We start from the raw sequence: 20,972 nt of genomic DNA on the forward strand, positions 1-20,972 counted from the left end.
GGCGAAGGCATCGGGATGGCGCGCCCAGGGCAGCAGCGCGGGGCCGGCCTGCGGGGCTTTCAGTTCGGACAGGCTTTGCGCGGCGGCATCGCGGACTTCCGGCGCTGGGTCGAGCAGGCGCGCGGCCAGCCGTTCGGCCAGTGTCGCGGCGGCATCCGCTTCATCCCAGCCGGCCACCAGGCGTGCCGCTTCGGCGCGAACGGCGACGGCGGGGTCGTCCAGCGCGGCCAGCAGTGCGGGCAGGTGGTCGGGGTCGCCGTGGTCGGCCAGTTCGATCAGGGCGATGCGGCGGGTGGCGGCGTCGGCATTGCTCAGCCGGGGCGCCAGCGCCAGGTAGTCGGGGTCGCCGCGCAGTGCGGCCAGGGGTTCGGTCATGGGCGGTTCCGGTCAGATGGCGAATTGCAGGGCGTGCACGTCGGGTGCGCCCAGTGGCGTCAGGCGTGGCAGCGGCTGGGTGGGTGCGTCGTGGTGCAGCAATGCCAGGCAGTGGCGCTTGAGCGCGGCGAAGTCGGCGGTGGTGGAGAGCGCGGCATCGCGCGGGCGGGTGAACGGCAGGCGCAGGTCTTCGACAATGCGCCCCGGGCGCGGGCTCATCACCAGGATGCGGTCGGCGAGGAATAGCGCTTCGTCGATGTCGTGGGTGACGAACACCACGGTGGTGCCGAAGCGCGACCATACGTCGAGCAGCAACTGCTGCATCTTCAGCCGGGTCAGCGCGTCGAGCGCGCCGAACGGTTCGTCCATCAGCAGCACGCGTGGCTGGCCGAGCAGCACGCGGGCGATCTCGACGCGTTGCTGCATGCCGCCCGATAGCTGCGCCGGATAGCGATTCTCGAAGCCGGCCAGCCCTACCAGCGCCAGCAGTTCGCGCGCGGCGGCGTGCCGGGCGGCGCGTGGTTCGCCGCGCATCTTCAGGCCGAAGGCAACGTTGTCGATCACGCGGCGCCAGGGGAACAGCGTGTGCTGCTGGAACACCAGCCCGCGCTGGGGCGACGGCCCGGCGACGCTGGCGCCATCGACCTGCAAGGCGCCGGCGCTGGGCGACAGGTGCCCGGCCAGCGCGCCGAGCAGGGTGGATTTACCGCAGCCGGATGGGCCGAGCAGGCAGACGAATTCGCCCGGTGCGATGTCGAGCGTGACATCCTGGACCGCGGCGAAGGCATCCTGGCCGTGCCCGACGCGGATCGATACCCGGTCGAGCGCGATGCGGCCGGCGGTGGTGGCGAGCGGGAGCGGGGCGTTCACCGGGCCGCTCCCAGCCACGGCATCGCCAGCCGGCCCAGCGCACGGACCAGTGCGCTGCTGCCCATGCCCAGCACGCCGATCAGCAGCATGCCGACCACGATGTCGGGGTAGTTCTGCAAGGTGTAGCTCTCCCAGGTGTAGTAACCGATGCCGAACTGGCCGGCGATCATTTCGGCGGTGACCAGGCAGAACCAGCAGGTGCCCATGCCGATGGCCAGGCCGGTCACCATGGCGGGCGCGGCGCCGGGCACGATCACTTCGGCGAACACGCGCCAGCGGCGCGCGCCCAGGCTGCGGGCGGAGGCGACCAGCCGCGCATCCACGCCTTCCACGCCATGCACGGTGGCCAGCAGGATGGGAAACAGCGCGCCGATGAAGGTGATGAACATCATCGATACCTCGGACGATGGAAACAGCAGTACCGACAACGGAATCCACGCCACGGCGGGGATCGGGCGCAGCACTTCCAGCGGCGGCAGCAGCGTGCCGCGCGCCCAGCCAAAGCGGCCGATGGCAAGGCCGAGCGCGATACCGGCCACCGCGGCGGCGGCGAAGCCGGCGAAGACGCGAGCCAGGCTGTGCCCCAGGTGGAACAGCAGCCGGGGCGATTGCAGCAGTGTCCAGCCGGCATCCAGCACCTCGCGTGGGCTGGGCGCGTTGGCGAAGGTGATCAGGCCCAGGTGTGGCCGCGTGCTGGCCAGCAACTGCCACAGCAGCACGCTGGCCAGCAGCGAGGCTGCCGGCAGCACCCAGGTGGTGGAAGGTGGATGGCGCGTGCGCATGGCCGGACTCACCGGTTCGCCAGCCTGGCGGACGACTGGATACCGGCGTAGTCCACCAGCCGCGCGCTGTTGGCCTTGGCCCAGGTGGCGGCGCTGTCCTTGAGCAGGAAGGCGACGAGTTGGCCTTTGGCGTCCTGTGCGAACCATGCCTGGCGGGCCAGCAGCTTGATGCCGCTGTTGTAGTCCTGGGCATAGATCACGCGGATGCGCTTGCCGCTGGCTTCGATGTGACGGGCGTCGGCAATGGCCGATTCCAGCGTCGCGTAATGGCGCACCTTGGGCTCGCCCTCGATCCACACCTGGCCGATGCGGCGCAAGTCGGTGATCGGCTTGCCGGTGAGCGCGTCGTTGGCCTTGAGCGGCAGCTTGTCGTACTGCTTCAGCCGCGCGTCGTAGTCCAGGCCGGACAATTTGAACGCCTGCCGCAGGTAGCGGTCGTCGATGAAGCTGGCGACGTCCAGGTCGGCGTCGGTGCGCTTGAGAAAGCGCAGCGTCTCGATGGAGGTCTTGAGCGCCTGGCGGTACTCCGGCTTCCAGGTGAAATCGCGCGTCTGCAAGCCGAGCGGGCCGTGGAACAGATAGGCGACCTCGGCTTCGATGCCGGTGGTTTTCTCGATCAGATCGCTGTATTTCTCGGGCTCGGCGGCGAACAGCCGGTCGGCCTCGATGGCGGCGCGCAGGAAGGCGGTGACGATCTCGGGGTATTTCCTGGCGTATTCGGCGTTGACCAGCGAGCCGTGGAAGGTGGGCGCATTGGCCTGCGAGCCGTCGTAGATCTTGCGGGCGAAGCCACGGTACGGGAACAACTCGGCGAATGGCACGAAGTCGGCGTGGGCGTCGATCTTGTTTGCCTGCAACGCGGGCCCGGCCACTTCCGGGGCCTGGGTGGTGATGGTGACGTCTTTCTCCGGATCGATGCCGTTGGCCTTGAGCGCGCGCAGCAGCATGCCGTGCGAGGTGGATGCAAACGGCACCGAGATGGTCTTGCCGCGCAGCTCGGTGATTGACTGGATCGGCGAATCCCTGGGTACGACGATGCCATTGCCGCTGCCCTGGGTGCTGCCCGACAGCACGGTGACGAACAGGCTCTTCTTGCCGGCCTTGTCGAAGGCGGCGCCGTTGAGCGAGCCGGGGAAGTCGGCCATCGAGCCGATATCCAGCTTGTCGGCGACCATCTCATTGGTCAGCGGCGCGCCGGAGGTGAAGTTCTTCCACTGGATGTCGTACTGCGCATCCTTGTACTTGCCGTCGCGTGGCAGGTATTTCTCCAGCAGCTTCAGTTCGCGGATCAATACACCGCCGGTGGCGCAATTGATGGTGGTGTCCTGGGTGCCGATGGCGATGCGGATGGTCTCGGCGTGTGCCAGGCCGGCGGTGAACAAGGCCAGCGCGAGCGTGCCCAGGTGGTGAGTGAGTTTCATGGTATCTCCAGTGGTTTTACGTTGTATTGGGTGAAGCCACGGCGCCGCGTGCTTGCCCGCAGAGGCGAAAACGCCGCGCGGACAGTACGAATTGGTACGGCAAGCGGTGCTGACAAAGCCTTCAGGTGGCCACGGCGCCGCGTGGTCGCCCGAGGACGCGAAAGCGCCGCGCAGACAGTACGAAGCGGTACGGCAAGCGGTGCTGACAAAGTCATCGGGTGACCACGTGGCGCCGCTAGCGCAGCAGGTAGGGAATGTCGACCTGCACCGCCCCGGTCGGGCAATCCTTCTCGCACGGCATGCAGTACCAGCATTCGTCGAACGCCATGTAGGCCTTGCCGCGCGTGAGGTCGATGGCCAGCACGTCGAGTGGGCACACATCGACGCACACGGTGCAGCCCTTGTCGGCGATGCATTTTTCGTCGTCGATGCGCACCGGCACGCTGGTGCGTTGCTGGGCGAGGGCAAAGGTGGGGAATGTCATGCGGGATAGCTCCTTGAGAGCGGCTAACAAAATTCAGCGAAGCGGTCCTGGTAAGGAGCACGAAACGCAGACAGTACGAGGAGTACGGCAAGTGAGTGCGACGCCACCAGGAGGATTTTGTTAGGCGCTCTTGATGCGCAGCTTCTGGTAAGCCGCCTGTTCGTGTTGATCCATATCGATCACATAGGGCTCCAGCGGGCGTTTGAAGCACGCCATCCGGCCTGCCGTGTTCTTGTGCAGTTGCACGTGGACGCGCCATTCGGCGTCGTTGCGTTCGGGGTAATCGACACGGGCGTGGTACAGCCCCCAGCGGCTTTCGGTGCGGTAGAGCGAGGCGCGCGCGGCCATCTCGGCGCAATCGCGGATGGCGTGTACTTCCATGGCGCGCATCAGCTCGTGCGGGTTGGCGGCGTGCAGGCGATTCAGGTCGTCGTGGATCGCCTCGAAGCGCTCCAGGCCGAGCTGCATCTTGCGGGTGACCTTGGGCGGTTGCAGGTAGTCGTTCACCATGCGGCGCAGCTTGTATTCCACCTGCGCCGGCGGCAGGCCGGCTTGGCGCAACAACGGCGCCCACACCCGGGTGCGCTCGGTGTCCACCTGGGCCGCATCCACCACGGCATGGTCGTGCACCTGGGCGTGGCGTGCCGCCGATTCACCGGCGAAGCGGCCGTAGACGAAGGCGCCCAGCATGTAGTTGTGCGGCACGCATGCCATGTCGCCGGCCGAGAACAGCCCCGGCACCGTGGTGGCGGCGGTTTCGTCCACCCACACGCCGGAAGCCGAATGGCCGCTGCACAGGCCGATTTCGGAGATATGCATCTCGACCATGCGCTCGCGGTAGTCGGTGCCGCGCCCGGCATGAAAGCGCCCACGGCTGGGGCGTTCGTTGGTGTGCAGGATGGTCTCGATGGCGCTGATGGTTTCTTCGGCCAGATGATCCAGCTTGAGGAACACCGGGCCGTTGCCGCCGGAGAGTTCGTTGTGGAACTCCTGCATCATCTGGCCGGACCAGTAATCGCATTCGATGAAGCGCTCGCCACGGCTGTTGGTGGTGTAGCCCCCGAAGGGGCCGGTCACATAGGCGCAGGCCGGGCCGTTGTAATCCTTGATCAGCGGGTTGATCTGAAAGCACTCGATGCCCGACAGCTCGGCCCCGGCGTGATACGCCATGCTGTAGCCGTCGCCCGCGTTGGTGGGGTTCTCGTAGGTGCCGAACAGGTAGCCGGACGCCGGCAGCCCCAGCCGCCCGGCTGCGCCGCACGCCAGTACCACGGCCTTGGCGCGCACCACGTGGAAATCGCCGCTGCGGCAGTCGAAGGCAAAGGTGCCGGCGATGCGTCCGTCCGCGCCGACGATCAGCCGGGTGGCGACCAGCCGATTGGTGATCTCGACCCGATGCTTCTTCAACTGCCGGTACAGCACCTTCTTGATGTCGTGCCCTTCGGGCATCGGCAGCACGTAGGTGCCCAGGTGGTGCACCTTGCGCATCGCGTAGTCGCCGGTCTGGTCCTTTTCGAACTTGACGCCCCAGCGATCCAGCTCCTCGATCATCGGGTAGCTGTGCTGCGCATAGGCGAGGATGGTCTTCTGGTTGACGATGCCGTCATTGGCTGCGGTGATTTCGCGTACGTACTGCTCGGGCGTGGCGAAACCGGGCACGACGGCGTTGTTCAGGCCGTCCATGCCCATCGAGATTGCGCCGCTGCGCTTGACGTGGGCTTTTTCCAGCAACAGCACCTTGAGGCTGGGATCGGCCTGCTTGGCCTTGACCGCGGCCATCGGCCCGGCCGTGCCGCCGCCGATGACAAGGACATCGACCTCGCGTTCGATGGTGTTCATGGTTTGCTTCCTTGAAGAAAACGGGTTTCGCCCCGCCGACCGAAGCGGCGGGCTGGCTGTGTGCGTGCGGCGTGCCGCGCGGGGAAAGCCACGCCAGGCAACCCGCTAATGGCCTTGCCAATGCCCGAGCGCAGCGAGGCTCCCTCGCGGCGGCGAGGGTGGGGGGAGTGGGGATGGAACAAGAGCGCGGACGATGCTGGCGCTCCAGCGGGCGATAAGCACCCGGCTCTGCCGGGGGCTGCAAAATGATGGGGTCGAAGCGAATGCATACGATTTTCAGCGCCTAGCGCGCAACCCGCAGCCGGAACTGGAAGCTGTGCCTGACCTGCGATGTTTCCAAGCTCACCGTCAGCCCACGAGCGCAGCGAGGCTCCCTCGCGGCGGCGAGGGCGGGGGGAGTGGGGATGGAACAAGAGCGCGGACGATGCTGGCGCTCCAGCGGGCGATAAGCACCCGGCTCCGCCGGGGGCCGCAAAATGATGGGGTCGAAGCGAATGCATACGATTTTCAGCGCCTAGCGCGCAACCCGCAGCCGGAACTGGAAGTTGTCCGAGCGGCAGTACAGGTATTCGAAATCGACCGGCGCGCCGGTGCGGTCGTGAGTCAGGCGTTCGATGCGCAGCAGCGGCGCGCCGGGCGTCAGCCCCAGTTGCGTGGCAATGGCGGCCTCGGCGAGCTGGGCGTCGATGGCCAGGTCGGCATGGCCGAGCGCGATCCCGTAGTCGTTCTCCAGAATGACGAATACATCGCGCGTGGCCAGATCCTCGCGCGCCAGGCGCTCGCCGAGATGGGGCGCCACGTAGGTCACGTCCAGTGACACCGGCTGCCGGTTGAGCAGGCGCACGCGGCGCAGCTCGGTCACCGGCGCGCCGGCGGGCAGGTGTAGCCGCTCGGCGACGGTGGCGTCGGCCGGCAAGGTGTGGATGCTCAACAAGCGGTTGTAGATTTCGTGGCCGTGCTCGCGCATGGCCTCGGCAAAGCCTTGCAGTCGCGCCAATTGCTGGAACGGCTTGGGCTTGGAGACGAAAGCCCCCTTGCCCGGCACCTTGAACAGCACGCCTTCCTTTTCCAGCTCGCCCAGCGCCTGGCGCACCGTGATGCGGCTGACGGCGTACAGCGTCATCAAATCGCTTTCGGACGGCAGGCGCTCGTGCGGCGCGTAGGCGCCAGCGTGGATGCGGGTGCGCAGCTCGTCGCGGATGCGGCCGTAAAGCGGCTGGGTGGGGTGGAGCAGGGTGTCGGGCATGGGCGCGGCCACTGGTTATGACAGGTCATGCATTGCAAGCGCCGTGCCAAACGAGCCGTACTGCCCGGGAGGTGATTCAATTGCTTGTTATGAAAGGGTATTTCTGGCTATTCGCCCTGGATGGCGCCACGCGGCGGGGTTGTGTCACTTGCTGATATTTCAGCAATCGCGCCAACAATCTGCTGGGAAATCAGCAGCGGGCGCCAGGGCGTGTCATCCAATGTTTCACGACAGCGTTCGGTGCAGTTCGGGATGACACGCCCTGGGCAGTCTGGGTCAAGTGGGTGAGAGGTTGCGACTGCTAAGGTAGAGGCACTTCCGCGACAGGATGCCCGCCATGCCCATTCCGGCCCCGCTGTTCACGCCCATCGACCTTGCCACCTGGCCGCGCCGCGAAATTTTCGAGCGTTTCAATGGCAGCCGTCGCTGCACCTACGACATCGCAGCCCAGATCGACGTCACCGCGCTGCTGCACGCCTGCCGCGCCCGTGGGGCCCGCTTCTTTCCGGCGATCACCGCCGCGCTGTGTCGGGTGATCAACGGCCATCTCGAATTCCGCAGCGAACTGGACGAGCACGGCACGCTGGGCTACTGGAACGTGCTGCATCCGCTGTACACGCTGTTCAACCCTGCCGACCAGACCTTCACCCACGCGCTGACCGAATACGGCGACGACACCGCCGACTTCTGCGCGCGCATGCAGGCCGACATGGCCCGCTACCAGGGCAGCGCGGCGCTGTATCCGCAGCAGCCGCTGCCGCGCAACCTGTTTGCCATCACCACGCTGCCGTGGGTGAGCTTCACCTCGATCAGCTATCACGCCTACGACGATGGCAGCTACATGATTCCCTTCGCCACCCTGGGCAAATACTTCGAGCAGGAGGGGCGCACCGTGCTGCCGGTGAGCGTGCAGTTCCACCATGCGGTGTGCGACGGCTACCACGCCGGGCTGTTCTTCACCGCATTGCAGCAGGCGGTGCTCGACCTGGCGGATTGGGTGGCGCAAGGCGCCGGCTGAGCGTATCGCCACCGAGGGTTGTCCTCCCGGCGGATGGTGCTTGCGGAATGCGGTGGGGCGACATAAACCGGTGCGCGGCATGCCGATGCATGCCTGAGCCGCCGGGGAGATACCTGTGATGGGCCGGCCGGCCCGTCGCCCCGGCGGCATCGCGTCGAATGTCCGATTCTCCCCGGGAGCCTTCCATGCAGCAGCAGATCACCCCTTGTCTCTGGTTCGACGGCCAGGCGGAAACGGCCGCGCGGTTCTATGTATCGGTGTTCCGGCAGGGGCAGATCCTTGCCACCACCTATTACCCCGACGGCATGCCCCAGGCGGGCACGGTGCTGACGGTGGAGTTCGAGCTGAACGGCCAGGTGTTCACCGCGCTGAACGGCGGGCCGGAGTTCCAGTTCAGCCCGGCGGTCTCGTTCGCCATCCGCTGCGATACCCAGGAAGAAGTGGATCACTATTGGGATAGCCTGACCGAAGCCGGGCAGGAGCATCCCTGCGGCTGGCTGGTCGATATGTTCGGCGTGTCCTGGCAGGTGGTGCCGCAGGCATTGATGGATATGCTGAGCAGCGGAGACAAGGCGGGCACGGAACGTGCGGTGGCGGCGATGATGACGATGAAGAAGCTGGACATCGCCGCGTTGCAACGCGCTTACCAGGGCGCCTGACCCCGCGCCATTGCACGCATGGCGGGCGCGCCACCCCACCGCGACATGGCGCGCCATTGCCTGCCAGGATGTGGCTCAGCGTGCCAGTTCGGCGATGCTGGACGTGCGGGCCGTCGGCTCCGAGGCCCGCAGCGCGCTGGGCGTGCGGTCGTCCGGATCGCTATCGCGTTCACGATCGATGCGGTTGCTGTCGCTGCGTCGTGGATCGGTTTGCAGATCGCGTTGCGTCGGGGCGGCGAAGCTGGCGCCCGCGAGGGTCAGCGCGGCGGCCATCAGCCAGGAAAGGGGACGGTGTGTGTACATGGCGTGCCCCTCAGCCGCCAGCGGCACGCTTGGCCTCGGCGTTGCGCTTGCGCGTGGCCGCGGCTTTCCGGGCGGATGCCGAACGCTGCTCCGGCGTGCGGGATGCCGCAGCGGCGCCGCCTTTATGGCCGCCTTTGCGAGCGGGCTCCTTGTTTTCCGGCTGCCCCCGCCCGGAGCCGCTTTGCTTGCCCCCGCCCGAGGTCTTGTTGACGGTGGCCCAGGCACGGCGCTCGGCCTCGTCCTCGGGCACGCCCCTATCCTCGTAGCCTTCCTCGATATGCGCCGCCTGGCGCTTCTGCTTGTCGGTGTACGCCGACTTGTCTCCGCGTGGCATGGTCGTTCTCCTTTCGGTATCCGAATCACCGCATCGCATGGCGATGCTGAGGGAACGTTAGTCAAGGGCAGGCGGGAAGCGGGCGGTACTAATTGCGCAACGGAAAACAATACGCCGGACGGTGGGGCCATCCGGCGGTATTGGAGGAAGGAAATCGAATGGGATATGTCAGGGAAATACTTTCATTGGAGAGTCTGGGAACTATTTATGTAATTTTTGGTGGGGTGTCGCGCTGTGCAATTCCGGCAAATCAGCCCAATTCCGTCAGGTAAAACGCGATTCAATCAACGTTGGCCGCAATCAGCGCAAATGATATTCCCATTCCGCGCTGATCGGCGACACCGATGCCCAGGAACGCAACGCCGGTACCGACTGGCTGTGCTTGTAACGGTAGATGATCCGGCCGACCTCGGCCTGGCACAGCGCGTCGTAAAGCCTGGTGTCCTGCTTGTTCACGGCCGCCAGTTGGTCAATGGCGGCCAGCATTCCCGCGTGCCACGCCTGCGTAAGCATGGCGCGCAATTCTTCGTGCGAAAGCTCCATGGTGATACTCCATACAAGGTGCCCCCTCGTAATGAGAATCCAAACTAGCACATTATTGCGACGAATTAGTTTCCAGATACCGGCGGATCGGCCCGTCGGCCGCAATTCAATGCAATACACGCGGGCGCGAATGGAACCGGCACGCATGCGCGATGGAAACATTTGAAGGACGAAGCGTAAAACAGGGCCGGGAACATGCCCGGCAAAAGGACGACAGGAATTCGGAAACAGGGGATCAGCGGTCGCCCGGCCGCTGGATAGGCCTTCATGGGCCGGGCGGGGAGCGCAATCAGGCGCGGGCGATGCGGCGGCTACCGTAGACCGACCCCACCACGGCCGTCCCCAGGACACAGCCGATCCAGGCACCCCATACCGTGCCGAGCGTGCCGGCGACGGTGGTTGGTTCGCTGGGCGCCGGCGCCACGCTGTCCGGCAAGGGGCTGGCCGGTTCGGCCGGCTGCTGTGTTTGGTCTGCCATGGTGTTTCTCCAGTTGTTCGCCCTTGGGGGCTTGTCTTCATGGTGACGCTCGGCCACCAACCCCGGCGTAGGACAACCGCCGAAAGTAGGGCAGGACAGCCGCTCATCAGTAGGGCCATCAAGGATGACATACGGATAATAAGGGCGGCCGAGCGTTTTTTAAGTAAGAATTTACCTATTTATTTTTCTTTAGTTGAAAGTTAAAGCGCAAGGATGGCAAAAAAGATACAAAGCCGCTCGTCGCCGTTGATGTGCCGTATGTAAGGGGGGTATCGTTCGGCATCAAAAAAAATAACAAGTACTCCAATGGCTTACAAAATAAGGCCATGGATCGCGGGGGCGCTGTTGTGCATGGCGCTGGGTAAGGCAAATGCTGAACGATTCAATTTCGACGATCGCGAGCAGCAGCGCAGTGCCCAGCACCAAGAACAGTTATTACAAAAGCTGACGCCACCGCTGGCGCAGCCGGATGTCCGTCTTCCCGACTCCATCGAAGATTTCCTCGCGCCGCAGGAAGCGCCGTGCTTTCGCATCGAACACCTCGTGTTCGAGGAGGCGGCCGGCTTTTCGTGGCTGGAAAAAAAAGCACGGCAGGCACTGGGGCAGTGCCTGGGCGGGCAGGGCCTGCACGCCTTGCAGGACTGGCTGAACCGCGCGTTGCTCGCCCGGGGCTACGTGGTCAGCCGGGTGGTGGTGCCCGAGCAATCGATCCAGGATGGCCAGCTCCGGTTGATCCTGATGCCGGGGCGCATTTCCCGCATCCGCGAGGAAGGGCAGGGCGCCGGCTGGCTGGCCCTGATGCTGCCGTTCAAGGTGGGCGATGTGGTGCGGCAACAGGATCTGGACCAGGCCATCGAGCAATTGCGCCGCCTGCCGGGGCATCAGGCCGAAATGTCGCTGGTGCCCGGCGAGCAGCCCGGCGATACCGAAATCGTCATCAAGCACACGCCGGGGCAACGCTGGCACGCGCTGTTCTCGCTGGATAACTCCGGCTCGCAATCCACCGGCAAACAACAGGCCGCGCTATCCGCCAGCCTGGATTCCCCTTTCCACCTTTACGACGTACTCAACCTTTCGCTGAGTCGCGATGCCCACTGGCATCGGCTGGACTACGGCAGCGACAGCGCCGCGCTCAACTGGAGCGTGCCCCTCGGCTACTCGGTGCTCTCGATGAGCGTGAACCGCAGCCGCTATCACCAGACCGTGGCGGGGTATTCGTCCGACCTGGTTTACGCCGGGCGCTCGTTCGGCTACGACATCGGCCTGTCGCGCGTGGTCTACCGCGACAGCAACAACCGCATCGCGCTGGACGGCAAGCTGTGGCGCCGCACCAGCCATAGCGAGATCGACGAAGTCGAGATCGACGTGCAGGCGCGCGACATGGTCGGCTATGAAGCCGGCCTGGGCGTGCGGCATTACCTCGGCACCAGCGTGCTGGACGGCCGTGTCGGCCTGAAGGGCAGCCTGCCCACCCACAGCAAGGAACCCGGCGAAATGGCCGGCGAACCGGAATGGGATGGCCGCTACCAACTGGTCAGCGCCGATTTCAGTTTCACCGCGCCATTCCAGGTGGGCGCGCTGCCAATGCGCTACGACACCAGCCTGCGCGGCCAGCTCAGCCGCACCGCATTGCTGCCCAGCTACGAATGGCTGTCGATCGGCAACCGCTACTCGGTGCGCGGCTTCGATGGCGAAGTCACCCTGGCCGGCGAAGACGGCGCCTATTGGCAGAACACCCTGAGCGTTCCCTACCCGCCCATCCCCGGTGCCGAGGTGTATCTCGGGCTGGACTATGGCTATGTCGGCGGCCGCCAGGCCGACGACTTCCTGCTGGGCAACGATCTGGCGGGCTGGGTGGTGGGCATGCGTGGCAGCGCCAAGGCATTCCGCTACGAATTCTCGCTGGGCGGCCCGGTGGCCAAGCCGGAAGGATTCGGCAGTTCGCACCTGACAGGGACGTTCTGGATGGGCGTCTCGTTGTAAACGGCACCAGACAATGATTCACGGCCGCCCGCCTATCACGGGCGGCTCGTTTCGGTGAGGGTCCCGATCATGCCAAAAGCATGAAGGATCACACCGTTTTTTGATCGGTATTCAGCTTTCAAGGTTTGCACCATGCAATTCGCCACCCCTTCCGTGTTTCGCCAAGCCACCATCGTGCTATGCAGCCTGCTGCAATTGGCCATCCCCCTGCGTGGCTGGGCCGATGTGGTGGTGGACAAGAACGCACCGGGCAACCAGCGGCCGGTGGTGACGCAGGCGGGCAACGGGGTGCCGGTGGTGCAGATCGCCAAGCCCAACGACAAGGGCGTATCGCACAACAAGTTCGACCAGTTCGGCGTGCCGCAGAACGGCATGGTGCTGAACAACAGCAGCGTGGCGACGCAGAGCCAACTGGCGGGGCAGATCCAGGGCAATCCCTTCCTCGGTAACAGCGCGGCGCGGTTGATCCTGAACGAAGTCACCGGGCGCAACCCCAGCGCCATGAACGGCTACCTGGAGGTCGCGGGCAAGGCCGCCAACGTGGTGGTTGCCAACCCCAACGGCATCACCTGTAACGGCTGCGGCTTCATCAACGCGCCGCGCGCCACGCTGACCACCGGGCGGCCCACTTTCGGCAGCGATGGCAGCCTGACCGGTTTTCGCGTCGGCGGCGGGCAGATCGACATCATCGGCGCCGGGTTGAATGCCGCCAATCTGGATCAACTGGACCTGATCAGCCGCTCGCTCTCGGTGAACGCGGCGCTGTGGGCGCAGCGCCTGAACGTGATCACCGGTGCCAACCAGGTCGGTTACGGCGGCCTGGGCGTCGCGGCATTGGGCGACGACGCCAATGCACCCGGCATCTCGCTGGACCTGGGCGCGCTGGGCAGCATGTACGCGAACGCCATTCACCTGATCGGTACCGACCTGGGCGTGGGCGTCAACAGCGTGGGCCAAGTGGCGGCGCTGACCGGCAGCATCGAAGTGGACCAGGCCGGCACCGTGCGTATTGTCGCGGGCCAATGGCAGGCGGCGGGCGATGTCAACGTGGGCGCGCAGGCGCTGGAACAAGGCGGCACCGTCTATGCGGGGGGCACCGCAACGGTGGATGCGGCGGGCGCGGTGGCCCAGCGCGGCACGCTGGCGGCCGCCGGCGATGTCGTGGTGCATGGCGCCGACGTGCGCAACAGCGGCACCATCGCGGCAGGGCTGGATACCCAGGGCCAGTTGCAGGGCAGCGGCGCGTTGAACGTGCAGAGTGCCGGCGCGCTGGTGTCCAGCGGGCAACTGCTGGCAGGCAAAGCGATTACCGCGCAGGCCGTGACCCTGCAACTGGATGGCGGCCAGGTGGCCGCGCTGGGCAATGTCAGCCTGGCGGCGGCGGATATCGCCAATCGCCAGGGCGTGGTGCAGGCCGGTGGCAACCTGGCGCTGAGCACGCCCGGTGCGGTACGCAACGAAGGCGGTATTTTGCAGGCGGGCGGCGCGCTCAGCGTCACGGCCCAAGGGGCCGTGCTCAACAACGGCGGCGCCATACAGACCAGTAACGGCGCTATGCGCATCGACGCCGGCGCGCTCGACAACCGCCAAGGCCAGATTGCGCAGGATGGTGCCAGCGCGGGCAGCCTGGTGGTGAACAGCGGCAGCGGCATCGACAACCGTGGCGGCGCATTGATCGGACAAGGCGGCGTGGCCGTGAGCGCCACGGCGCTGGTCAACGATGGTGGCCAGCTCACCAGCGGCCGCGATCTCGCCATTGCCGCAGCCACACTCGACAACGGCGCCGGTACTGTCGGCGCCGCTGGCGCCCTGCGGGTGGACAGCCAGGCGTTGCGCAATGCCGGCCAGCTTTACAGCACGGGCGCCGTGGCCGTGAACGCCGACAGCGTGACCAACGACGGCGTGATCGGCGCCGGTGGCGATCTGCGCATCCAGACCCGGCAACTGACCACCAGCCAGGTGCTGGCGGCCGGCCTGGGAAGCGACGGCAAACTGGTCGGCAACGGCGCGCTGACGCTCCAGGTCCAGCAGAACGCCACCCTGGGCGGACAGATGCTGGCGGCTGGCGGCGCCGACCTTCAGGCTGGGCAACTGGCACTGAACAACACCGATTTGCGCAGCGGCGGCAACGTGCGCGTGGCCGCGCAAAGCGGCGCCACATTGAACCAGAGCACCGTGCTGGCGGCTGGCCGGCTCGACCTGGCCACCCAGGGCACGCTGCAACTGACCGACAGCCAGGTGGAGTCCCGCCAGGGGCTGGGCCTCAGCGCGCAGACCCTCACCCAGCAAGACGGCAGCGCACGCACCGACGGCGCGCTGACGGTGACCGCCACCACGGTGAACACCGATGGCCTGCTGCTGGCGGGGGGCGACCTCACGCTGACCGCGCGCAGCCTCACCCAGGCCGGCACGCTGGGCGCCGGGGTGGATGCCAACGGCCAACTGACCCAGGCCGGCCGCGCGCAACTGACGCTCCAGGATGGCTATCGCCTTGAAGGTGGCCAACTGCTGGCGCGCGATGGCCTCACCGTTACTGCCCAGAGCATTACGGCGCAAGCCGCCAGGATCGCCGCCCACGGCGACGTAGCGCTGCAAGGCCGTAGCGGCCTGAGCGCCACCGACACGCAGGTGTCGGCCGGTGGCAACCTCACCCTGACCAGCCAGGGCACACTGACCAACACCCGCTCGGTATTCGACGCCGGCGGCACCCTCACGGCCCAGGCCGACCGGCTGGACAACCTCGGCGGCCAGGTGCGCGCCGAAGGCGCGGCCACCGTGACCGTGCGCGAACTGAACAACGACAGCGTGATTGTCAGCGGCGACACCCTGACCGTGACCGCCCAGAAACTGACCCAGAGCGGCACCCTGGCCGCCGGGGTGGATGGCAACGGCGCACTGACGCGCAACAAAACCCTGCAACTGACGGTGAACGATGCACTGGCCTCCAGCGGCGCACTGCTGGCGGGCGGCCAGGTGCAGGCCCAGGCCGGCACGCTGAACCTGGCGCAAGGCAAAGTGGAAGGGCGCCAGGGTGCCACCCTGAGCGGCACCCAAACGCTATCGGCACGCAACGCACAGCTCACCAGCGGCGCCGGGCTGACGCTCACCACGCAAGGCACGCTGGATATCGAACAAGGCCTGGTGGGCGCCAAGGGCGACCTCACCGTGAATGCCGGGCAACTGAGCGGCAACGGCATCCTGGTGGCCGGCCTGAACGACGACGGCACGCTGGGTGGCAGCGGCCAGCTCAACGCCAGCGCCAGCCAGATCGACCTGCAAGGCAAAGTGCTGGCAGGTGGCGGCATCGACCTGAGCGGCAACAGCGTCGCGCTACACAACGCCACGCTCAGCGCGGGCGGCAATGCCGCCGTCAGCGGGCGCGACAGCCTGACGGCCACCGACTCGGCGCTGATTGCGAACGGACCGTTGAGCCTGGCCACCCAGGGCACACTGCAACTGACCGACAGCCAGGTGGAGTCCCGCCAGGGGCTGGGCCTCACCGCGCAGACCCTCACCCAGCAAGACGGCAGCGCACGCACCGACGGCGCGTTGATGGTGACCGCCACCACGGTGAACACCGATGGCCTGCTGCTGGCGGGGGGCGACCTCACGCTGACCGCGCGCAGCCTCACCCAGGCCGGCACGCTGGGCGCCGGGGTGGATGCCAACGGCCAACTGACCCAGGCCGGCCGCGCGCAACTGACGCTCCAGGATGGCTATCGCCTTGAAGGTGGCCAACTGCTGGCGCGCGATGGCCTCACCGTTACTGCCCAGAGCATTACGGCGCAAGCCGCCAGGATCGCCGCCCACGGCGACGTAGCGCTGCAAGGCCGTAGCGGCCTGAGCGCCACCGACACGCAGGTGTCGGCCGGTGGCAACCTCACCCTGACCAGCCAGGGCACACTGACCAACACCCGCTCGGTATTCGACGCCGGCGGCACCCTCACGGCCCAGGCCGACCGGCTGGACAACCTCGGCGGCCAGGTGCGCGCCGAAGGCGCGGCCACCGTGACCGTGCGCGAACTGAACAACGACAGCGTGATTGTCAGCGGCGACACCCTGACCGTGACCGCCCAGAAACTGACCCAGAGCGGCACCCTGGCCGCCGGGGTGGATGGCAACGGCGCACTGACGCGCAACAAAACCCTGCAACTGACGGTGAACGATGCACTGGCCTCCAGCGGCGCACTGCTGGCGGGCGGCCAGGTGCAGGCCCAGGCCGGCACGCTGAACCTGGCGCAAGGCAAAGTGGAAGGGCGCCAGGGTGCCACCCTGAGCGGCACCCAAACGCTATCGGCACGCAACGCACAGCTCACCAGCGGCGCCGGGCTGACGCTCACCACGCAAGGCACGCTGGATATCGAACAAGGCCTGGTGGGCGCCAAGGGCGACCTCACCGTGAATGCCGGGCAACTGAGCGGCAACGGCATCCTGGTGGCCGGCCTGAACGACGACGGCACGCTGGGTGGCAGCGGCCAGCTCAACGCCAGCGCCAGCCAGATCGACCTGCAAGGCAAAGTGCTGGCAGGTGGCGGCATCGACCTGAGCGGCAACAGCGTCGCGCTGCGCAACGCCACGCTCAGCGCGGGCGGCAATGCCGCCGTCACCGGGCGCAACAGCCTGACCGCCGCCAGCGCAGCCCTGATCGCCGGTGGCCAATTGACATTGGCGAGCCAGGGCGCGCTGGACAACGCCGGCAAGACACTGACGCTGCAAGGCCAGCAGATCACCGTGAGCGCGGCGCGCGTGGACAACCAGGGCGGCACGCTGGTCAAACTGGGCAACGGCCTGTTGACGGTGGATGCCGCGACGATCGACAACCGTGGCGGCGAAATCGCCAGCGGCCAGGACCTGACGCTGACCACCGCCAACCTGCTGGACAGCAGCGCCGGCCGCATCACCGCCGCGCGCACCCTGACCGTCACCGCCAACGGCCTGAACAACACGGGCGGACTGGTGCAAAGTGGTGGCGATACCACGCTGGCGCTGGGCAGCGGCACGCTCACTAACCTGAACACCGCCAGCCAGGGCATCCTGGCCGGCGGCAAACTGACCGTCGATGCCAGCCGCATCGACAACCGCCAGGGCTGGCTGGGCGCCAATGGCGACCTCACCCTGCGCACCACCCAGGATATCCAGAACGCCAACGGCGACATCCAGAGCGGTGGCGCCTTCACCATGAACGCCGCCAGCCTGGGCAACCAGGGCGGCCGCATCATTGCCGTGCAGGACGGCACTGTCACCCTGGGCGGCAACCTGAACAACGCCGCTGGCAAGATGGTGGGCGGCGCCGGGCTGACCGTGACTGCCGCCGATATCGACAACAGCCAGAACGGCCGGCTGGAGGCCGACCGGCTGCAACTGAATGCAGCGGGCGGCACCGTCAACAACCAGGGCGGCCAACTGGTTGGCGGCACCCAACTGGGCATCACGGCCGGCACGCTGGACAACCGCAGCGGCACGGCCAGCGCGGCCGGCAATACCGTGGTCGATGTGGCGCTGCTGCGCAACCAGGGCGGCAAGCTGCAAGCCGGCACCCGCCTGGACGTGACCACCACCACGGTCGATGGCATCGGCACCGTGCAATCGAACGGCGATCTGGCGCTGACCGTGCGCCAGGACCTGTACCAGGACGGCGTGGTCGAAGCGGCCGGCACCGCCACCGTCAACGTCGGCGGCACGCTGACCAACGTCACCCGCATTGCCGCCAACCAAACGCTGAACGTAAACGCGGGCGCGCTGAACAACACCGCCAGCGGCGAACTGTACGCACCGAACCTGAACGTCGCGGTGAACGGCCACCTGGACAACCAGGGCCTGATCGACGGTGGCAATGTGCGCGTGGCAGCCGGCAGCCTGAACAACGGCGCGCGCATCTACGGCGACCACCTCGCCATCCAGGCCGGCAGCGTGAACAACGCCAGCACCGCCGTGATCGCCGCGCGCGACCGGCTGGACCTGACCGGCAACACCATCGCCAACCAGCGCGACGGCCTGATCTACAGCGTGGGCGACATGGCCATCGGCGGCAGCCTGGATGCCGCCAACCGCGCCCAGGGCTGGGCCGGCACGGTGGACAACCTTTCCGCGCGGATCGAGGCGGGGGGAAACCTGAGCATCGGCGCGGGCGCGCTCAACAACATCAATACCGATTTTGCGATGGAGCGGGTGGAGGTTTCGCGCGAAGCGGTGCTGGAATACTCGTTCGATGGCACCACCATCCTGAGGGCGGATCAGGTGTACTTCGACAACACAGGGGACCACTACCTGATCAGCGATTCGGTCAAATACCCATTGGCGAAGTTTGGCGGCCTGACCAAAGCAAACGCCATCATCTGGGATTGTTTTACCGTCAATTGCCCTGGCGGCGAGGGAACGGTACCGCGTTACAGCGTCTACCCGGTCACCGATCCCATCTGGGCCTTGTTCGACCTGGCACCACCCACCAGCGTGGAGCCCACGCCACCGCCCTACAACTGTAGCGACCCGCGTGCCGCCAACGACGCGCAGTGCAAACCCTATCTCGCAGCCAAAGAAGCGCACGATGCCGAATGGCTGGCGGCCTACACGGCGCTGGATGACGCCATCAACGCCTTCAACATCGACCGCAACAAGCGACGGCACGAAGACTGGCATGCCTTCCGCTACACCCGCGTTACGACCGAAGACATCACCCTGCGCAGCGCTCCGGCGCAAATCCTGTCGGGCGGCAACATGGCACTCAACGGCGGCACGCTGACCAACGACAAGAGCCAGGTGGTAGCGGGCGGCGGCCTGTATGCCAATTACAGCAGCAACCCCAACAACATCGGCGCCCAAGGCCAGCAGATCATCAGCGTGGAGGGGGGAGAGCACGAATTCACCGAAGTGGTGTCCAGTGGCAGTTTCGGTAACAAGAAGCGTGTTTATGATCGAAGCAGTTTCACGCGCGCGCCCGAGCAGCACGCGCTGGGGCTGCCCATCTACCGTTGGGACCAGAACACCCCCGCAACCCAAGGCGCCAGCATCGGCCTCAAGCCCGCCGTCAACATCGCCGTTGGCACCCTGACCCGCGACGGCACCGGCCAGCTTCGGCACGGCACCATCCAGATCGACGCCACGCTCGGCCCGCAAACGATTGCAGCGGTGGGCCGCTCGCAAGTCGGCCAGGGCCCCGGCACGGTGGGCCTGCCGCAAATCCAGATGGGCGAAGTGGTGGCAGCGCCCACCATGCTGGCCGAAGGCGCGCGCCGCAGCCCGGTGGTCAGCCTGACCCCGGCCCAGGCGGCCGGCCGCCTGCTGCTGCCGCCCGTGGGCGGCATCCTGGAGCTACCGCAACCGGGTGGCCTGCAAACCATCCGCGTTCCCTCACCGACGCTGACGCTGCCCACCAACCAGCTTTACCAGACCCACCTCGAACCGGGCCACGCCTACCTGATCGAAACCGACCCGCGTTTCCTGGGCGGCAAAGCCTGGCTCAGCTCCGACGCGCTGCTGCAACAGCTCAACACCGACCCGGATCGCGTCTTCAAACGCCTGGGCGATGGGTTCTACGAACAGCAACTGATCTCGCAACAGATCATGCTGGCCACCGGCCAGCGCTATATCGGCGACTACACCAGCGCCGAACAACAATACGCCGCGCTGATGAGCGCCGGTGCCGCCTTCGCCCAGCAATACCAACTGAACATCGGCGTTGCCCTCAGTGCCGAACAGATGGCCGCGCTGACCACCGACATCGTCTGGCTGGTGGCGCGCGACATCGTGCTGGCCGACGGCAGCGTCGAGCGCGTCCTGGTGCCGCAGGTGTACCTCAAAGTGGCGGCGGACGACCTGCGCGGCGACGGCAGCCTGATCGCCGCCCGCGACATCCAACTGGAAACCCAGGGCACCTTCACCAGCAGCGGCGACATCCAGGCCAAGCAACGGCTGGCGCTGACCGCCGACACCCTCGACCAACTGGGCGGGCGCATTGCCGCGCAAGACCTGAGCCTGACCACCCGCCAGGACCTGAACCTGGGCGGCGACGTCCAGGGCGACCTGGTCAGCCTGGTGGCCGGCCGCAACCTCAACCTGGCCAGCGCCACCAACGAGACCAGCGCCGCAGGCGGCACGCGGGTGAACATCGACCGCATCGCCACCGTGCATGCCGGCGAACTCTACGCCGAAGCCGGCCAGGACCTGAACATCCTGGGCGCGCAAGTGAAGAGCGACGGGCAACTGGTGCTGACGGCTGGGCGCGACCTCACCATTGGCAGCGTGGCCAGCCGCAACACCTGGCAAGTGGACGGCAGCGCCCGCCTGCGCGACGACACCATCCAGAACCTGGGCAGCCAGCTCAGCGCCGGCGGCGACGCCATCCTGCTGGCCGGCAACCAGCTCACCGTGAAGGGCAGCGGCATCGATGTCGCCGGCGACCTGACCGGCATTGCCAAACAGATCGACATCGTGGCCAGCCACGACACCCGCGACGCCGACTACACCACCCTGACCACCAAAGGCTACCGCCGTAGCCAGACCCACGACGACACCGTCAACGGCAGCGTATTGCAATCGACCGGCGACCTCACCCTGATCGCCAAAGACGGCGACCTCAACGTGATCGGCAGCCAGCTGCGCATCAAAGAAACCGAAGCCAGCGCCCTGAACGCGCTACTG

General features: G+C 66.6%; 15 protein-coding genes. 4 read left to right on the forward strand and 11 right to left on the reverse strand.

Annotation, left to right across the window (positions count from 1 at the left end; all coding sequences use genetic code 11):
* From FAZ21_RS18935 to FAZ21_RS18965, 7 genes are all read right to left on the reverse strand, one after another.
* A partial coding sequence (locus FAZ21_RS18935) for a HEAT repeat domain-containing protein (protein ID WP_211243529.1) occupies positions 1 to 375 on the reverse strand: 375 nt, incomplete at its 3' end.
* A gap of 12 nt (positions 376 to 387) precedes the next feature.
* The gene (locus FAZ21_RS18940) at positions 388 to 1,245 is read right to left on the reverse strand and encodes an ABC transporter ATP-binding protein (protein WP_136774998.1); all 858 of its coding nucleotides are present in this window, start codon (positions 1,243 to 1,245) and stop codon (positions 388 to 390) included.
* Positions 1,242 to 2,027, reverse strand: a complete 786-nt coding sequence (locus FAZ21_RS18945; RefSeq protein WP_136774999.1) for an ABC transporter permease — start codon at positions 2,025 to 2,027, stop codon at positions 1,242 to 1,244. Before FAZ21_RS18945 ends, FAZ21_RS18940 begins: the two co-directional genes overlap by 4 nt.
* Positions 2,028 to 2,035: 8 nt before the next feature.
* Positions 2,036 to 3,448 carry an ABC transporter substrate-binding protein gene (locus FAZ21_RS18950; protein WP_136775000.1) on the reverse strand — a complete coding sequence of 471 codons (1,413 nt, stop codon included), beginning with the start codon at positions 3,446 to 3,448 and terminating at the stop codon, positions 2,036 to 2,038.
* 235 nt (positions 3,449 to 3,683) lie between these two features.
* Positions 3,684 to 3,932 carry a 4Fe-4S dicluster domain-containing protein gene (locus FAZ21_RS18955; RefSeq protein WP_018749433.1) on the reverse strand — a complete coding sequence of 83 codons (249 nt, stop codon included), beginning with the start codon at positions 3,930 to 3,932 and terminating at the stop codon, positions 3,684 to 3,686.
* 120 nt (positions 3,933 to 4,052) lie between these two features.
* A complete protein-coding gene (locus FAZ21_RS18960) occupies positions 4,053 to 5,771 on the reverse strand; it encodes a fumarate reductase/succinate dehydrogenase flavoprotein subunit (RefSeq protein ID WP_136775001.1) in 1,719 nt (572 codons plus the stop codon).
* A 514-nt stretch (positions 5,772 to 6,285) separates the two neighbouring features.
* Positions 6,286 to 7,017, reverse strand: coding sequence for a GntR family transcriptional regulator (locus FAZ21_RS18965; protein ID WP_136775002.1), 732 nt, complete (start codon positions 7,015 to 7,017; stop codon positions 6,286 to 6,288).
* A gap of 337 nt (positions 7,018 to 7,354) precedes the next feature.
* On the opposite strand from FAZ21_RS18965, the gene FAZ21_RS18970 reads away from it, so the two are divergent.
* Both FAZ21_RS18970 and FAZ21_RS18975 read left to right on the forward strand, forming a co-directional pair.
* Complete coding sequence (locus FAZ21_RS18970; protein ID WP_169307503.1) at positions 7,355 to 8,035, forward strand: CatA-like O-acetyltransferase; 681 nt, start codon at positions 7,355 to 7,357, stop codon at positions 8,033 to 8,035.
* A 185-nt stretch (positions 8,036 to 8,220) separates the two neighbouring features.
* Positions 8,221 to 8,694: a VOC family protein gene (locus FAZ21_RS18975; RefSeq protein WP_136775004.1), complete on the forward strand. Its 474-nt coding sequence runs from the start codon at positions 8,221 to 8,223 to the stop codon at positions 8,692 to 8,694.
* Positions 8,695 to 8,769: 75 nt separating this feature from the next.
* Here FAZ21_RS18975 and FAZ21_RS18980 read toward each other — a convergent pair whose 3' ends face one another.
* The 4 genes from FAZ21_RS18980 to FAZ21_RS18995 form a co-directional block, all read right to left on the reverse strand.
* Complete coding sequence (locus tag FAZ21_RS18980; RefSeq protein WP_136775005.1) at positions 8,770 to 8,997, reverse strand: hypothetical protein; 228 nt, start codon at positions 8,995 to 8,997, stop codon at positions 8,770 to 8,772.
* 10 nt (positions 8,998 to 9,007) lie between these two features.
* Complete coding sequence (locus FAZ21_RS18985) at positions 9,008 to 9,331, reverse strand: plasmid stabilization protein (protein ID WP_136775006.1); 324 nt, start codon at positions 9,329 to 9,331, stop codon at positions 9,008 to 9,010.
* Between the two features lie 300 nt (positions 9,332 to 9,631).
* Positions 9,632 to 9,874 (reverse strand): hypothetical protein, encoded by a 243-nt coding sequence (locus FAZ21_RS18990; protein ID WP_136775007.1) that lies wholly within the window; start codon positions 9,872 to 9,874, stop codon positions 9,632 to 9,634.
* Between the two features lie 289 nt (positions 9,875 to 10,163).
* The gene (locus tag FAZ21_RS18995) at positions 10,164 to 10,352 is read right to left on the reverse strand and encodes a hypothetical protein (RefSeq protein ID WP_136775008.1); all 189 of its coding nucleotides are present in this window, start codon (positions 10,350 to 10,352) and stop codon (positions 10,164 to 10,166) included.
* Between the two features lie 306 nt (positions 10,353 to 10,658).
* Between FAZ21_RS18995 and FAZ21_RS19000 the strand changes: the two genes are divergently transcribed.
* Both FAZ21_RS19000 and FAZ21_RS19005 read left to right on the forward strand, forming a co-directional pair.
* On the forward strand, positions 10,659 to 12,335 hold the full coding sequence (locus tag FAZ21_RS19000; protein WP_136775009.1) for a ShlB/FhaC/HecB family hemolysin secretion/activation protein: 1,677 nt from the start codon (positions 10,659 to 10,661) through the stop codon (positions 12,333 to 12,335).
* 132 nt (positions 12,336 to 12,467) lie between these two features.
* On the forward strand, positions 12,468 to 20,972 hold an 8,505-nt coding region (locus FAZ21_RS19005; protein WP_136775010.1), incomplete at its 3' end, for a filamentous hemagglutinin N-terminal domain-containing protein.

It is taken from the genome of Chitiniphilus eburneus, assembly GCF_005048205.1.
Lineage (GTDB): Bacteria > Pseudomonadota > Gammaproteobacteria > Burkholderiales > Chitinibacteraceae > Chitiniphilus > Chitiniphilus eburneus.

Coding starts and splice junctions, on each gene's coding strand:
- FAZ21_RS18945 (WP_136774999.1), bottom strand. CDS start 2,027: ATGCGCACGCGCCATCCACCTTCCACCACCTGGGTGCTGCCGGCAGCC.
- FAZ21_RS18950 (WP_136775000.1), bottom strand. CDS start 3,448: ATGAAACTCACTCACCACCTGGGCACGCTCGCGCTGGCCTTGTTCACC.
- FAZ21_RS18955 (WP_018749433.1), bottom strand. CDS start 3,932: ATGACATTCCCCACCTTTGCCCTCGCCCAGCAACGCACCAGCGTGCCG.
- FAZ21_RS18960 (WP_136775001.1), bottom strand. CDS start 5,771: ATGAACACCATCGAACGCGAGGTCGATGTCCTTGTCATCGGCGGCGGC.
- FAZ21_RS18965 (WP_136775002.1), bottom strand. CDS start 7,017: ATGCCCGACACCCTGCTCCACCCCACCCAGCCGCTTTACGGCCGCATC.
- FAZ21_RS18970 (WP_169307503.1), top strand. CDS start 7,355: ATGCCCATTCCGGCCCCGCTGTTCACGCCCATCGACCTTGCCACCTGG.
- FAZ21_RS18975 (WP_136775004.1), top strand. CDS start 8,221: ATGCAGCAGCAGATCACCCCTTGTCTCTGGTTCGACGGCCAGGCGGAA.
- FAZ21_RS18980 (WP_136775005.1), bottom strand. CDS start 8,997: ATGTACACACACCGTCCCCTTTCCTGGCTGATGGCCGCCGCGCTGACC.
- FAZ21_RS18985 (WP_136775006.1), bottom strand. CDS start 9,331: ATGCCACGCGGAGACAAGTCGGCGTACACCGACAAGCAGAAGCGCCAG.
- FAZ21_RS18990 (WP_136775007.1), bottom strand. CDS start 9,874: ATGGAGCTTTCGCACGAAGAATTGCGCGCCATGCTTACGCAGGCGTGG.
- FAZ21_RS18995 (WP_136775008.1), bottom strand. CDS start 10,352: ATGGCAGACCAAACACAGCAGCCGGCCGAACCGGCCAGCCCCTTGCCG.
- FAZ21_RS19000 (WP_136775009.1), top strand. CDS start 10,659: ATGGCTTACAAAATAAGGCCATGGATCGCGGGGGCGCTGTTGTGCATG.